Origin of the sequence: Actinosynnema pretiosum, assembly GCF_002354875.1 — a bacterium.
Taxonomy (GTDB): Bacteria; Actinomycetota; Actinomycetes; order Mycobacteriales; family Pseudonocardiaceae; genus Actinosynnema; species Actinosynnema auranticum.
The window spans coordinates 388,533-402,740 of the sequence record NZ_CP023445.1 but is presented as its reverse complement, the minus strand read 5'-3'; the positions used below and the strand labels follow the sequence as shown (position 1 = coordinate 402,740).

Sequence of the window (14,208 nt, the reverse complement as noted above, 5' to 3'; positions counted from 1 at the left end):
CCCGGTGAGCAGCATTGGCGAGAACGGCGCGGATTTCCTGGTCGTGGCCAACCGCCTGCCGGTCGACCTGGAGCGGCTGCCCGACGGCACGCAGCGGTGGAAGCACAGCCCCGGCGGGCTGGTGAGCGCGCTGGAGCCGTTCCTGCGGGTGCACAGCGGCGCGTGGGTCGGCTGGCCCGGCGTGGCCGACGCGGACGTGGAGGCGTTCGAGGAGGACGGCCTCCAGCTCCACCCGGTGTCGCTCAGCACCGCCGAGGTCACCGACTACTACGAGGGGTTCTCCAACGGCACGCTGTGGCCGCTGTACCACGACGTGGTCGAGCGGCCCGCGTTCCACCGGCGCTGGTGGAACACCTACGTGCGGGTGAACCAGAGGTTCGCGGACGTGACGGCGAAGGTCGCCGCGCACGGCGCGACGGTGTGGGTGCAGGACTACCAGCTGCAGCTGGTGCCCGCGATGCTGCGGGAGCTGCGGCCGGACCTGCGGATCGGCTTCTTCCTGCACATCCCGTTCCCCCCGGTCGAGCTGTTCATGCAGCTGCCGTGGCGCACCGAGATCATCCGCGGCCTGCTCGGCGCGGACCTGGTCGGGTTCCACCGGCCGGGCGGCGCGCAGAACTTCCTGTGGCTGGCCCGCAGGCTGGTCGGCCTCGAGCCCAGCCGGGGCGCGGTCGGCGTGCGCACGCGGCCCGGTGTCGTGCAGGTGGGCGACCGCACGGTGCGGGTGGGCGCGTTCCCGATCTCGATCGACTCCTCGGCGCTGGACGCCCTGGCCCGCTCCAAGGAGGTCCAGGCGCGGGCCAGGCAGATCCGGGAGGACCTGGGCAACCCGAAGAAGGTGCTGCTCGGCGTCGACCGGCTCGACTACACCAAGGGCATCGACGTCCGGCTCCGGGCGCTCAACGAGCTGCTGGAGGACGGCAGGGTCGCGCCCGAGGACGTGGTGATGGTCCAGCTGGCCACGCCCAGCCGGGAGCGGGTCGAGCACTACAAGCAGATGCGCGGCGACATCGAGCGCATGGTGGGCAGGCTCAACGGCGAGTTCTCCCGCGTCGGCAGGCCGGTGCTGCACTACCTGCACCAGTCGGTCGACCGCAAGGAGCTGACCGCGTTCATGCTCGCCGCCGACGTCATGGTGGTGACGCCGGTGCGCGACGGGATGAACCTCGTCTGCAAGGAGTACGTGGCGAGCAGGCACGACCTCGGCGGGGCGCTCGTGCTGAGCGAGTTCGCGGGGGCCGCGGCGGAGCTGACCTCGGCTTTCCTGGTCAACCCGCACGACCTCGACGGGGTGAAGAAAGCGCTTGAGGACGCCCTAGCTCTCGATCCCGCGGAGGGCCGCCGTAGGATGCGCGCTCTGCGCCGCCAAGTCCTCACGCACGACGTCGACCGATGGGCTCGCTCGTTCCTTGAAGCCTTGGGCGCGCAAACAGCCGTCTGAACCGTTCCAAGCAAGTTCAGGAACGAGTCGGTTCAGCTGAACCTAGACCTTACGTCACCCGAGCACTGAGGAGGGGCGTTGACGGCCGAGGCCCTCCCCGCCGAACTTCGTCGAGCCATCGTCCAGCTCGCCAGGACACCACGACTGCTGGTGGCCTGCGACTACGACGGCACCCTGGCTCCGATCGTGGAGAACCCCGAAGACGCCCGACCGCTGCCGGAGGCGGTGGGCGCGCTGCGCTCGCTCGCCGGGCTGCACGAGACGACGACCGCCGTGATCTCCGGGCGCGCGCTGCGCGACCTGGCGACGCTGTCCAGGCTGCCCGCGGAGGTGCACCTGGTCGGCTCGCACGGCTCCGAGTTCGACGTCGGCTTCGTGCACGCGCTGGACGCGGACGCCAGGGCGTTGCACCGCAGGCTGGAGGACGAGCTCGAGAAGCTCGTCGACGGCAGCGAAGGCGTGTCACTGGAGATCAAGCCCGCCAGCATCGCCGTGCACGTGCGGCGGGCGCCCGCCGAGGTCGGCGAGCGCGTGCTGGAGGCGGTGCGCACCGGTCCCTGCACGTGGGACGGCGTGCAGGTCACCGAGGGCAAGGCCGTGGTGGAGCTCGCCGTGGTGCAGACCGACAAGGGCCACGCCCTCGACGTCCTGCGCCACCGCGTGTCCGCCACGGCGTCCGTGTTCGTCGGCGACGACGTCACGGACGAGAAGGCGTTCGCCCGGTTGTCCGGGCCGGACGTCGGCATCAAGGTCGGCGACGGCGAGACGCTGGCGCAGTACCACATCACCGACTCGCCCGACGTGGCGATGGTGCTGGCGCTGCTGCTGGAGGAGCGCAGGAACTGGCTGCACGGCGACCAGGCCGTGCCGATCGAGCGGCTGACCATGCTCGCCAACGAGCGGTCGGTCGCGCTGGTCACCCCGGACGCCAGGGTGAACTGGCTGTGCCACCCGGAGCCGGACTCGGCGGCGGTGTTCGCCGACCTGCTCGGCGGCCCGTCCGCGGGCCACTTCACGATCAAGCCGGAGCACGGCTCGCTGCCGCTGGGCCAGCGCTACGTGCCGGGCACGATGGTCGTGGAGACCCGGTGGTCGCGGCTGCTGGTCACCGACTACCTGGACCACGACCTGCCGGGCCACCGCACCGACCTGGTGCGGCGGATCAGCGGGTCCACGAACGCGGTCATCACCTTCGCGCCCCGGCCCGAGTTCGGGCAGGTGCCGGTGCGGCTGCTGCGCGAGCGCGACGGCCTGCGGGTCGCGGGCACCTCGGAGCCGATGGTGCTGCGCTCGCCGGGCGTGGACTGGGAGATCACCAGCGACGGCGTGCAGGAGACCGCGGTCGCGGTCGTGCGGCCGAGGGAGGGCGCGGCGATCCTGCTGGAGCTGCGCTGCGGCACGGACGACCTGTCCGAGAGCACGCTGGGCGAGCCCGAGCGGCGCGCCCGCGCGGGCGGGTTCTGGTCGGACTGGGCGGCGACGCTGAAGCTGCCGTCGGTCGAGCCGGAGCTGGTGCTGCGGTCGGCGCTGACCCTCAAGGGCCTGGTGCACCACGAGACCGGGGCCATCATGGCGGCGGCGACCACGTCGCTGCCCGAGGAGCTCGGCGGCATCCGGAACTGGGACTACCGCTACTGCTGGCTGCGGGACGCGGCGCTGACCGCGCAGGCGCTGGTGTCGGTCGGCTCGCTGACCGAGGCCGAGGCGTTCCTGGGCTGGGTGCACGGCGTGCTGGACACGCTGCCCGGCCCGGAGCGGCTGCACCCGCTGTACACGCTGCAGGGCACCATGCTGGGCGCCGAGGCGGTCATCGACACGCTGCCCGGCTACGCGGGGTCGCGGCCGGTGCGCGTGGGCAACCTGGCGAACCAGCAGGTGCAGCTGGACGTGTTCGGGCCCGTCGTGGACCTGGTCGCCGAGCTGGCGAGCGCGCGCGGCGCGCTCACCGACGAGGACTGGCGGATGGTCCAGGCCATGGCGGAGGCCGTGGCGCGGCGGTGGCACGAGCCGGACCACGGCATCTGGGAGGAGCGGCACGCTCCCCGGCACCACGTGTACTCGAAGGTCATGTGCTGGGTCACGCTGGACCGCGCGGTGCGGTTGGCCGAGCAGTACGGGCGCGCCCTCGACCCGTCGTGGCCGGTGCTGCGGGACACGATCGCCACGGACGTGCTGAAGAACGGGTGGAGCGACGTCGCCCAGTCCTTCACGACCGCGTACGACGGCGACGACTTGGACGCGGCCTCGCTGCACGTGGGGCTGACCGGGCTGATCGACCCGACGGACGAGCGGTTCCAGGCCACGGTCACCGCGATCGAGGCGGAGCTGCGGTCCGGGTCCACGGTGTACCGGTACCGGCGCGACGACGGTCTTCCCGGCGACGAGGGCGGGTTCCACCTGTGCGCCGCGTGGATGATCGAGTCGTACCTGCTGACCGGTCGGCGGACGGAGGCCGAGGAGCTGTTCGCGCAGATGGTCGACGCCGCCGGGCCCACCGGGCTGCTGCCGGAGGAGTACGACCCGATCGCGGAGCGCTCGCTGGGCAACCACCCGCAGGCGTACAGCCACCTCGGGCTGATCCGGTGCGCGCAGCTGCTGGCGAAGTGAGCTGACCGCCCCGCGGGGCGGTGATCGACGCGGAACCCCCGTTCCCGGCCTCGCGGCCGGGGGCGGGGGTTCCGGCTTGTCGCCACCGGCGCGTCAGGACCGCTCGGCGAGCGCCGCAGGCACGAGGTCGACCGCGGGGGCGCCGGACGCCGGGTTCCGGCCGGTGACCAGGGTGCCGTCGCGCCTGGTGAACGGGGCGCGCCCTGCACGTGGTGCGCGCCGGGCGTGCGGGGCGGCCGGTTCCTCGGCCCGGTGGCCGGCGGGGCGGCGGTAGCCGTCGGTGCGCTCCCGCGCGTCGGCGGCGGACATGACGATCAGGGTGCGGCTCACGGGGGTTCCGCTGTCCTCTGTGGATGGTTGGGGTCGGCTGGAACTCGGTCGGCAGGGCTTGGTCGGCGTGGCTCGGTCGGTGCGGCTCAGGCGGTGGGGTGGTCGGTCCTGGGGGCGCTGTCCGCCTCGGCGGCGAGGTTCGCGCGCAGGGCGTCGACCTTGGCGGTGGCGTAGGCGTGCGAGTCGGAGCCGAGGACCTGGCGCAGCGGCGCGCCCGCGACCGAGGCCCGCGCGATGATCTCGGCCGCGCCCCGCGCCGGGTCGCCGAGCTGGGAGCCCTGCAGGGCGCGGTGGTCGGCGACCATCCGCCGGATCCGCGGGTAGTGGTCGGTGGTGGTCTCGGGCAGCGCGAGGGAGTCGGGGCTGAGGAACGAGGTGCGGAAGTAGCCGGGTTCCACGAGGGTGACCTCGACGCCGTGCTCGGCCACCTCGCCCGCCAGCGCCTCGGTCAGGGCCTCCAGCGCGAACTTGCCCGCGCAGTACAGGGCCCAGCCGGGCAGCGAGACCAGGCCGAGCACCGAGGAGATGTTGACGACCCGGCCGGAGCGCTGCTCCCGCATGACCGGGAGCGCGGCGCGCAGCACGTTCCACACGCCGACGACCTGCACGTCCAGCATGTCCCGGACGGCCTCGGCGGTGGTCTCCTCCACGGCGGCCAGGTAGCCGTAGCCCGCGTTGTTGACCACCACGTCCAGTCGGCCGAAGCGCTCGGCGGCGGCGGTGACGGCGCGCTGGACGTCGGCCTCGTCGGCGAGGTCCACGGTGAGCGGCAGCAGGCGGGTGGTGTCGGCGTCGGCGAGGGCGGCGCGGAGGCGGTCGGCGGAGCGGGAGGTGGCGGCGACGTCGGCGCCCCGCGCGAGCAGCTGGCGGACGAGTTCGAGGCCGAGGCCCTTCGACGCGCCGGTGACGAACCAGGTGGTGGGGGTGGTCATGGGGTGGTGCCTCCGGGGTTCGGGTGTCGCGCTCTGGGGACGCCTTGAGCCTGCTGCGCCGGGAGGGCTTCCGGGGGCGCTCGGCGGGCCCTGCGCCGACTAGGACGCGCAGTCCTGCCCGAGGGCCTCCGGGGCGGGTGGCGGGGTGGGCAGACTGGGGGTGTGGCGCAGAACAACGCGGAGCTGGCGGACTTCCTGAAGCGGGCTCGCGCGCAGAGCGACCCGGAGCGGGCCGGGCTGCCGCCGGACGGGCGGGTGCGGCGGGTGCCGGGGTTGCGGCGCGAGGAGGTGGCGCGGCTGGCCGGGGTGTCCGCGGACTACTACGCGCGGTTGGAGCAGGGGCGGCGGATCGTGCCGTCGCCCGCGGTGGTCGACGCGCTCGGGCGGGCGCTCGGGCTCGACGACGCGGGGCAGGCGCACCTGCGGGACCTGATCGGCGTCGGCGGCCCGGTCGCGCGGCGGCGGAGCACGGGGGCGCAGCGGCTGCGGCCGGGCGTGCACCAGCTGTTCGACTCGCTGGACGGGGTGCCCGCGCTGGCGCTGGGGCGGCGCACGGACGTGCTGGCGGCGAACCGGTTGGCGCGGGCGCTGTTCACCGACTTCGAGGCGATCCCCGCGCCCCGCCGGAACTACGCCCGCTGGATGTTCCTGGACCCGGCGGCGCGGGCGCTGTTCGCGGACTGGGAGGAACAGGCGCGCAACGCCGTGGAGAGCCTGCGGCTGGAGGTCGGCCGCGACCCCGGCGACCGGGCCGCGCTGGCGCTGCTGGCGGAGCTGCGGGAGCAGAGCCCGGAGTTCGACGGGTGGTGGGAGCAGCACCGGGTGCACCAGCGCACGCACGGCTCCAAGCGCCTGGCGCACCCGCTGGTGGGCGAGCTGACCGTGGAGTACGAGACCGTCGTGCTGCCGGGCGACCCGGACACGACGCTGTTCCTGTACACGGCGGAGGCCGGGACGGCGTCCAGGCAGGCGCTGGACCTGCTGGCGAGCTGGACCCTGACGGCGCCCGCGCGGTGAGGCCGGGGGTGGCCACCCGCCGTCCCGCCGCTCGACCGGCCGCCGTCCCGCAGGCCGTCGCCCTGCTGCCCGCCACCCCGCCCGCCGCCCACCGGCAGCCGCCGCCCACCGGCCGTTCGCGCCCGCCGCGCCCGCCGCGCCCGCCGCCTTCCGTCCCCGCTACTCGTCCTTGCTGCTCCCCCGCTTCCCCGTGATCTTCAGCAGCCGCAGCGCCTCGCCGAGGTCGTTGGCCACCAGCGCGCGGGTCTCCTTCGGCAGCGGACCGGCGTCCGGGGGGACCAGGGCCCTGGTGTAGCCGAGCCTGGCCGCCTCGCTGAGCCTGCGGCCCACGCCGTTGACCCGGCGCAGCTCGCCCGACAGCCCCACCTCGCCGACCACCACCAGGTCGTGCGGCAGCGGCTGGTCCACGGCCGCCGACGCGACCGCGAGCGCCAGCGCCAGGTCCACCGACGGCTCCACCAGCCGCATCCCGCCCACGGTCGCGGTGAACACGTCCTTGTTGCCCAGCGGGACCCGGCCGCGCTTCTCCAGCACCGCCATCACCATCGCCACCCGCGCCGAGTCCAGCCCGCTCACCGCGCGCCGGGGCGCGGGCAGGCTGGTCGGCGCCACCAGCGCCTGCACCTCGCCCAGCAGCGGTCGCTTGCCCTCCACCACGACCGTCACCGCCGAGCCGGTCACGTCCTGCTCGCGCCGGTTCAGGAACAGGCCGGAGGGGTCCGGCACGCCGACGATGCCGTCGTCGCGCAGCTCGAAGCAGCCGACCTCGTCCGCCGCGCCGAACCGGTTCTTGATGCCGCGCAGCAGCCTCAGCGTCGAGTGCCGGTCGCCCTCGAACTGGAGCACCACGTCGACCAGGTGCTCCAGCACCCTCGGGCCCGCGACCGAGCCGTCCTTGGTCACGTGCCCCACCAGGACGATCGGCAGGTTCCGCTCCTTGGCCACCGAGATCAGCCCGGACGTCACCGCCCGCACCTGGCTCACGCCGCCCGGCATCCCGTCGATGCTCAGCGACGACATGGTCTGCACCGAGTCGACGATCATCATGCTCGGCTTGACCGCGTCCACCTGCCCGAGCACGGCCGAGATGTCGCTCTCGGCGGCGAGGTAGATCTCGTCGTGCAGGTTCCCGGTGCGGTCGGCGCGCAGCCGGACCTGCCCCGCCGACTCCTCACCGGTCACGTAGAGGCACCGGCCGACCGTGCTGGCCCACTGGTGGGCGACCTCCAGCAGGAGGGTCGACTTGCCGACGCCGGGTTCGCCCGCCAGCAGGACGACCGCACCGGGGACGAGCCCGCCGCCGAGCACCCGGTCCAGCTCGCCGACCCCGGTGGCCGAGGCCCGCGAGGACTCGATGTCGACCTGGCCGATGGGCCGCGCGTCGCCGCTCGTGGCGCCCGCGAGGAACCGCGCGGGCGCGGCGGCCCCGCGCTCCTCGACCGTGCCCCACGCCTGGCACTCCGGGCAGCGCCCGACCCACTTGGACACCTCGTGCCCGCACTCAGCGCACCGGTAGACGGGCCGGGCCGCCCGAACGTTCTTGGCCACCCGGCCAGGCTAACCACCACCCCCGACAGCCCGGCCGCAGCACGCCCGAGCGGGCCCCGCGAGGACCACCGACCACCCCTGCGGCACCCCGCACCCGCGCGCTGCGGCGCACCGACGCGGCGGGAACCGCCCAGCGGAAGGCCCGCGCCGCCCGAGGCGGGGCGGGCGGCGGTCCGGCGGGCGCGCCGAACGGCCGCGAACGTCGCAGCGGGACTCCGCAAGGCCGGAGGGCTCGGGGCGCCCCGCAAGCGCTTCCGCCCCACCACCGCGCCCCCGCGCGATCACCGCGCGTCGACCACCGACCCCGTTCCGCCACCCCCACGGCCCCGGAACGACGCCGAGGGCCCCGCACCGGTGTCATCCACCGGCGAGGGGCCCTCGGCGAAGCTCAGGGGCGCTCAGGCGTCCGATCGGGACGCCCGCGGGCTCAGTGCTCGGACTTCTGCTCCACGCGGGCCTCGGGCGTCGCGCCGATCGGCACGTCCAGGGTCAGCTGCCCGGCCTTCTCGAACCGGAACGTCACCTTGATGGTCTGACCGGGGCGCACGTCCTGCTTGAAGTCCGGCAGCACGATCCGCACCTTGCCCGGCTCGGCCGTGGCCTCGGGCGCGGAGGAGGGGTTGCCGCTGCTCGGCGCGGCCGAGGACTGCGAGGCGGAGGACTGGGAGGTCGAGGACTGCGAGGCGGCGGACTGCGGGGCCGACGACGCGGAGGACGCGGAGGACGGCTGGCCGGACGACGGCGCCGACGCGCTCGACGGCGCGGAGGTGGTCGTGGGGCGCGCCGACGAGCTGCCGGGCGCGCTCTCCGCGGTCTCGGCCACGATGCTCGTGGTCGGCTCCAGCTCGACGTCGCCGCTCAGCTCGGCCTCGCCGGTCGCGGTGCTGGTGACGGAGGTGAGCCGGTCCAGCTCGGCGCCGTTGTTCACGATGGTGACGACCAGCGGCGCGGAGCCGCCCGTCGCGTAGTGCCCCTCCTCCACCGGGAACTGGAGCTGGGCGTCGCGGACCGCGATGACGCCCGCGTCGCCCGACGCGCCATTGACGGCGGCCACCTTGTGGCTGGTCTGGGTGATCTGCCCCGCGCCGCAAGCCGTTGCGATGAGACCGATGCCAGCGACCGCGGCGGCGACGACGACCGCGCGGCGAGGAGCTGGGGACTTCTGCTGTGCGCGACCCACGGCTGCTCAGATCCTTCCGGTGTGTTGACGGGAGCGGCAGGACCAGGCCCGACCACCGATCAAGGAGCCTAACCGGGACCGCCCCGACCGGCGGCACGTGGTGGCCTAGCGCACGGTGACGCAGCGCTTCCGTTGCACGCGAACAGGTGGTTTGTCAACCCCCCGCGCGGCCCTGACCAGCGCGAACCGATCTCCGGAGACCGATGAGGGGATTGCTTGGCGTGTTAGGATGGAGTTAGCGAAAGGGGCAGAGGACACATGGTTTTCAAGGTCGGAGAGACCGTCGTCTACCCGCACCACGGTGCCGCTCTCATCGAAGCGATCGAGACCCGCGTGATCAAGGGCGAGGAGAAGAAGTACCTCGTCCTCAAGGTCGCCCAGGGTGACCTCACCGTCCGCGTCCCCGCAGACAACGCCGAGATCGTAGGCGTGCGCGACGTGGTCGGCCAAGAGGGTCTGGACAAGGTCTTCGAGGTGTTGCGCGCTCCCCACACCGAGGAGCCGACCAACTGGTCGCGGCGGTACAAGGCCAACCTGGAGAAGCTCGCGTCCGGTGACGTGAACAAGGTGGCCGAAGTGGTGCGTGACCTCTGGCGGCGCGAGAAGGACCGCGGGCTGTCGGCGGGCGAGAAGCGGATGCTGGCGAAGGCCCGGCAGATACTGGTCAGCGAGCTGGCGCTGGCCGAGGGCACCGACGAGGACAAGGCCGAGGTCCTCCTCGACGAGGTCCTCGCGACCGCGTCCTGATCTTCACCGAGCAGACCGCACGGAACACCGCGAACATGGGTGTTGTCGCGCTCGTGCCCGCTGCGGGCCGGGGTGAGCGGCTGGGCTTCGGCATGCCCAAAGCGCTCGTCCCGGTGGCAGGCGTGCCACTCCTGGTGCGCGCGATCCGAGGGCTCTTCGAGTCCGGACGCGTGCGGCACGTCGTCGTCGCGGCGCCACCGTCCGATGTGGATCAGGTGAGAACCGTCACCGCCCCGCTGGCTCCCGCCGGTGGGGCGGTGCACGTGCTCGCGGGGGGAGCCGAGCGGTCGGACTCGGTCCGCCTGGCGCTGGAGCACGCGCTGGCCGAGGTGCCGGACGTGCGGGTGGTCCTGGTGCATGACGCCGCTCGCGCGTTCACCCCTCCCGCCGTGGTCCGGGACGTGGTGGACGCCGTGCTGGCGGGCCACCCCGCGGTCATCCCGGTGTTGCCCGTGGCGGACACCGTCAAACGGGTCGACCCGAAAGGGGTCGTCGTCGACACCCCGGACCGCTCGCTGCTGCGCGTCGTCCAGACGCCGCAGGGCTTCGACGCGGCCACGCTCCGCGCGGCTCACGAGTCGGGTCTGCACGCGACGGACGACGCGGGTCTCGTCGAGCGGCTCGGTGTGCCCGTCGTCACGGTCGCGGGCCACCAGGACGCGATGAAGGTCACCACGCCCTTCGACCTCGCGGTCGCGGAGGCGCTGCTCGTGGGAGGAACCGGGTGAGGGTCGGCATCGGCACGGACGTGCACCCCGTGGAGCCGGGTCGCGACTGCTGGATGGTCGGGCTGCTCTGGGAGGGCGCCGACGGGTGCGCCGGGCACTCGGACGGGGACGTGGCGGCGCACGCGCTGTGCGACGCGCTGCTGTCCGCGGCCGGGCTGGGCGACCTGGGCGCGGTGTTCGGCACCAGCGACCCGCGCTGGTCCGGCGCGCACGGCGTGGAGTTCCTCGCGGAGGCCCGGCGGCTGGTCGAGGCCGAGGGGTTCGTGGTCGGGAACGCGGCGGTCCAGGTGATCGGGAACGCGCCGCGCGTGGGCAAGCGGCGGGCCGAGGCGCAGAAGGTGCTGTCCGAGGTGCTCGGCGGGCCGGTCTCGGTGAGCGGGACGACCACGGACGGGCTCGGGCTGACCGGCCGCGGCGAGGGCGTCGCGGCGGTCGCGACCGCGCTGCTGCTGCCCAGGGGCTGACGCCCGGTCGCGGCGCCGGACGGCCGACACCCGGTCGCAGGCGGCCGGTCACCGACCGCTGATCACCGGCTGCTCCCACCGGGTGGGCCCAGCGCGGCGGGGTGTGGTGTGCGTCTTGTGGTCGGGACTTGCGGCGCGCCGACGACGTAGCGTGCTCGCACGTGACGATCCGCGCCGTGCTGTTCGACTTCTCCAATACGCTGTTCCGGTTGGAGCACCCCTCGTTCGCGCTCCACGGCGAGCTGATGCGGGCGCTGACCGCGCCGTTCGGCCTGCCGGACGGGCTCGCCGTGGACGCGGACACCTGGGAGCGGCGCGACCTCGACCCGGTGGCGCACCGCGAGGCGCACGTGGAGGCGCTGGCGAGCGCGGGCGCCGAGGACCCGGACGGGTTCTACGAGAGCCTGCTCTCCCCCACCCGCTGGCAGGCCTACCCGGACACCGCGGTCGCGCTGGGCACGCACCTGCGGACGGCCGTGGTGAGCAACATCGGCTGGGACGTGCGGTCGGTGTTCGCCAGGCACGGGGTGCTCGGGCGGGTGGACGAGTTCGTGCTGTCCTACGAGGAGGGCGTGGTCAAGCCGGACCCGAAGCTGTTCGAGGTGGCCTGCGAGCGGCTGGGGGTCGAGCCGGGCGAGGCGCTGATGATCGGGGACAGCGAGGAGGCGGACGGCGGGGCGCGCGCGGTGGGGTGCCGGTTCGAGCTGGTCGAGCCGCTGCCCACGCAGGAGCGGCCGGACGCGCTGCTGAACGCGATCTCCCGGCACGCCTAGCGGTCGCGCGCCTGCCGCCGAAAGGCGGTTCACCCCCGGTTGGCCATCGCCCGTACCATTCTCCGGGTGAGCCTCCACATCTACGACACCGCAAGCAGAGAACTGCGGGAGTTCCGCCCGCAGATCAGCGGGACGGCGTCGATCTACGTGTGTGGGGCGACCGTGCAGGGCGTTCCCCACATCGGGCACGTGCGCAGCGGCCTCAACTTCGACGTGCTGCGGCGCTGGCTCGCGCGCACCCACGAGCGGGTCGTGCTGGTGCGGAACGTCACCGACATCGACGACAAGATCCTGGTCAAGTCCGCCCAGCACGACCGGACCTGGTGGGACTGGGCGTTCGAGCACGAGCGGGCCTTCGACGACGCCTACGAGGCGCTCGGCTGCCTGCCGCCGACCTACGCGCCGCGCGCCACCGGGCACGTGACGCAGATGGTCGAGCTGATGCGGCGGCTGGTCGACGCCGGGCACGCGTACGCCGCGGACGGCGACGTGTACTTCTCGGTGTCCTCGTTCCCCGAGTACGGGAAGCTGTCCGGGCAGCGGGTGGACGAGGTCCACCAGGGCGAGTCCGAGCTGACCGGGAAGCGGGACCAGCGGGACTTCACGCTGTGGAAGGCCGCCAAGCCCGGCGAGCCCTCGTGGCCCACGCCGTGGGGCGACGGGCGGCCCGGCTGGCACCTGGAGTGCTCGGCCATGGCGACCGAGTACCTGGGCCCGACGTTCGACGTGCACGGCGGCGGCATCGACCTGATCTTCCCGCACCACGAGAACGAGCAGGCCCAGTCCAGGGCGGTCGGCGACGGGTTCGCGCAGTACTGGATGCACAACGCCTGGGTGACGCTCAGCGGCGAGAAGATGTCCAAGACGCTGGGGAACACCGTGTCGATCCCGGCGCTGCTGGAGCAGGTCCGCGCGCCGGAGCTGCGGTACTACCTCGTCGGGCCGCACTACCGGTCGACGATCGAGTACTCCCCCGCCGCGCTGGACGAGGCGGTCACCGCCTACCGGCGGATCGAGTCGTTCCTGCGGCGCGTGGTCGAGCGCACCGGGGCCGTGGACGCGGACGGCGAGCTGGGCGAGGACTTCGTGTCGTCGATGGACGACGACATGGGCACCCCCGGCGCGCTCGCCGCGGTGCACAAGCGGGTGCGCGAGGGCAACACGGCGCTGGAGTCCGGGGACGACGCCGGGGCTCGCGCCGCCGCGTCGTCGGTCCGGGCCATGACCGCCGTCCTCGGGCTCGACCCGCTGTCCGAGCGGTGGTCCGCCTCCGCCGGGCGCGAGAGCGGGACCTCCCGCGCGCTGAAGGCGCTGGTGGACCGGGTGCTCGCCGACCGGGTGGCGGCCCGCAAGGAGCGGGACTTCGCGCGGGCTGACGCCCTCCGCGACAGCCTGCTCGCCGCCGGAATCGCCGTCGAGGACACCCCCGACGGTCCACTGTGGACTTTGAAGGACAGCTGAAGCTCGTGGCAGGGAACTCCAAGCGCCGGGGGGCGATGCGCAACCCCGGTTCCAAGAAGGGCGCGGTCGTCGGTTCCGGCGGTCAGAAGTCGAAGGGCCTGCAGGGCAAGGGCCCGACGCCCAAGGCGCAGGACCGGCCGAACCACCCGGCCTACCGCAAGGCGAACGCGGCGGCCAAGGCCAACGCGGTGCGCCAGCAGCGGCGCAAGGCGGCCGACGCCGCGCCGGAGACGGTGGCGGGCCGCAACCCGGTCGTGGAGTGCCTGCGCGCGGGCATCCCGGCGACGGCGCTGTACGTGGCGCTGGGCATCGACGCGGACGACCGGGTGGCCGAGGCGGTGCAGCTGGCGGCGAGCCGGGGCATCTCCGTGCTGGAGGTGCAGCGCGGCGAGCTGGACCGGATCACCGGCGGCGCGATGCACCAGGGCCTCGGGCTCCAGGTGCCGCCGTACGAGTACGCGGAGCCGCGCGACCTGCTCAGGGCCGCGAAGGAGTCGGGCCGCCCGCCGCTGCTGGTGGCGCTGGACGGGGTCACCGACCCGCGCAACCTGGGCGCCGTGGTGCGCTCGGCGGCGGCGTTCGGCGCGCACGGCGTGGTGCTGCCGCAGCGGCGCTCGGCGAGCATGACGGCCGTGGCGTGGCGGACCAGCGCGGGCACGGCGGCGCGGCTGCCGATCGCGGTGGCCACGAACCTGACGCGGCAGCTGCGCGAGTGGGCCGAGGAGGGGCTGATGGTCATCGGCCTCGACGCGGACGGCGACGTGGACGTGGACGGCCTGGACCTGGCGACGGGCCCGCTGGTCGTGGTGGTGGGCTCCGAGGGCCGGGGGCTGTCCCGGCTGGTGCGGGAGACCTGCGACCAGACCGTGTCGATCCCGATGGCGTCGGACGTGGAGTCGCTGAACGCGTCGGTCGCGGCGGGCGTCGTGCTCGCCGAGGTCGCGCGCAGGCGCAGGCTGGACGCCCGCTAGCGGGCTGAC

Annotated in this window: 13 protein-coding genes; 9 read left to right on the top strand and 4 right to left on the bottom strand. The window is 74.0% G+C overall.

Going from position 1 to position 14,208, the window contains the following annotated elements; translation table 11 throughout:
- Nucleotides 1–4: 4 nt before the first annotated feature.
- Together CNX65_RS01905 and otsB are read left to right on the top strand one after the other, a co-directional pair.
- Complete coding sequence (locus CNX65_RS01905) at nucleotides 5–1,441, top strand: alpha,alpha-trehalose-phosphate synthase (UDP-forming) (RefSeq protein WP_096491229.1); 1,437 nt, start codon at nucleotides 5–7, stop codon at nucleotides 1,439–1,441.
- Nucleotides 1,442–1,519: 78 nt separating this feature from the next.
- The gene (gene otsB / locus CNX65_RS01900; RefSeq protein WP_096491228.1) at nucleotides 1,520–4,048 is read left to right on the top strand and encodes a trehalose-phosphatase; all 2,529 of its coding nucleotides are present in this window, start codon (nucleotides 1,520–1,522) and stop codon (nucleotides 4,046–4,048) included.
- A gap of 93 nt (nucleotides 4,049–4,141) precedes the next feature.
- Here otsB and CNX65_RS01895 read toward each other — a convergent pair whose 3' ends face one another.
- Nucleotides 4,142–4,378, bottom strand: a complete 237-nt coding sequence (locus CNX65_RS01895; RefSeq protein WP_096491227.1) for a hypothetical protein — start codon at nucleotides 4,376–4,378, stop codon at nucleotides 4,142–4,144.
- Between the two features lie 86 nt (nucleotides 4,379–4,464).
- Nucleotides 4,465–5,310: an SDR family oxidoreductase gene (locus CNX65_RS01890; protein ID WP_096491226.1), complete on the bottom strand. Its 846-nt coding sequence runs from the start codon at nucleotides 5,308–5,310 to the stop codon at nucleotides 4,465–4,467.
- A gap of 162 nt (nucleotides 5,311–5,472) precedes the next feature.
- Between CNX65_RS01890 and CNX65_RS01885 the strand changes: the two genes are divergently transcribed.
- Nucleotides 5,473–6,327, top strand: coding sequence for a helix-turn-helix transcriptional regulator (locus CNX65_RS01885; protein ID WP_096491225.1), 855 nt, complete (start codon nucleotides 5,473–5,475; stop codon nucleotides 6,325–6,327).
- A 159-nt stretch (nucleotides 6,328–6,486) separates the two neighbouring features.
- Here CNX65_RS01885 and radA read toward each other — a convergent pair whose 3' ends face one another.
- Both radA and CNX65_RS01875 read right to left on the bottom strand, forming a co-directional pair.
- Nucleotides 6,487–7,875, bottom strand: coding sequence for a DNA repair protein RadA (radA, locus tag CNX65_RS01880; RefSeq protein WP_096491224.1), 1,389 nt, complete (start codon nucleotides 7,873–7,875; stop codon nucleotides 6,487–6,489).
- 427 nt (nucleotides 7,876–8,302) lie between these two features.
- Nucleotides 8,303–9,055: a copper chaperone PCu(A)C gene (locus CNX65_RS01875; protein ID WP_096491223.1), complete on the bottom strand. Its 753-nt coding sequence runs from the start codon at nucleotides 9,053–9,055 to the stop codon at nucleotides 8,303–8,305.
- Between the two features lie 258 nt (nucleotides 9,056–9,313).
- Between CNX65_RS01875 and CNX65_RS01870 the strand changes: the two genes are divergently transcribed.
- From CNX65_RS01870 to rlmB, 6 genes are all read left to right on the top strand, one after another.
- Nucleotides 9,314–9,802 carry a CarD family transcriptional regulator gene (locus CNX65_RS01870; protein WP_012782996.1) on the top strand — a complete coding sequence of 163 codons (489 nt, stop codon included), beginning with the start codon at nucleotides 9,314–9,316 and terminating at the stop codon, nucleotides 9,800–9,802.
- Nucleotides 9,803–9,837: 35 nt separating this feature from the next.
- Nucleotides 9,838–10,530, top strand: a complete 693-nt coding sequence (ispD, locus tag CNX65_RS01865; protein ID WP_096491222.1) for a 2-C-methyl-D-erythritol 4-phosphate cytidylyltransferase — start codon at nucleotides 9,838–9,840, stop codon at nucleotides 10,528–10,530.
- Entirely contained in the window at nucleotides 10,527–10,994 is a 468-nt protein-coding gene (ispF, locus tag CNX65_RS01860) for a 2-C-methyl-D-erythritol 2,4-cyclodiphosphate synthase (protein WP_096491221.1), read from the top strand. Before ispD ends, ispF begins: the two co-directional genes overlap by 4 nt.
- 161 nt (nucleotides 10,995–11,155) lie before the next feature.
- The gene (locus tag CNX65_RS01855; RefSeq protein ID WP_096491220.1) at nucleotides 11,156–11,767 is read left to right on the top strand and encodes an HAD family hydrolase; all 612 of its coding nucleotides are present in this window, start codon (nucleotides 11,156–11,158) and stop codon (nucleotides 11,765–11,767) included.
- A gap of 66 nt (nucleotides 11,768–11,833) precedes the next feature.
- Nucleotides 11,834–13,228, top strand: a complete 1,395-nt coding sequence (gene cysS / locus CNX65_RS01850; protein ID WP_096491219.1) for a cysteine--tRNA ligase — start codon at nucleotides 11,834–11,836, stop codon at nucleotides 13,226–13,228.
- A gap of 5 nt (nucleotides 13,229–13,233) precedes the next feature.
- Complete coding sequence (gene rlmB, locus CNX65_RS01845; RefSeq protein ID WP_096491218.1) at nucleotides 13,234–14,199, top strand: 23S rRNA (guanosine(2251)-2'-O)-methyltransferase RlmB; 966 nt, start codon at nucleotides 13,234–13,236, stop codon at nucleotides 14,197–14,199.
- Nucleotides 14,200–14,208: the final 9 nt, after the last annotated feature.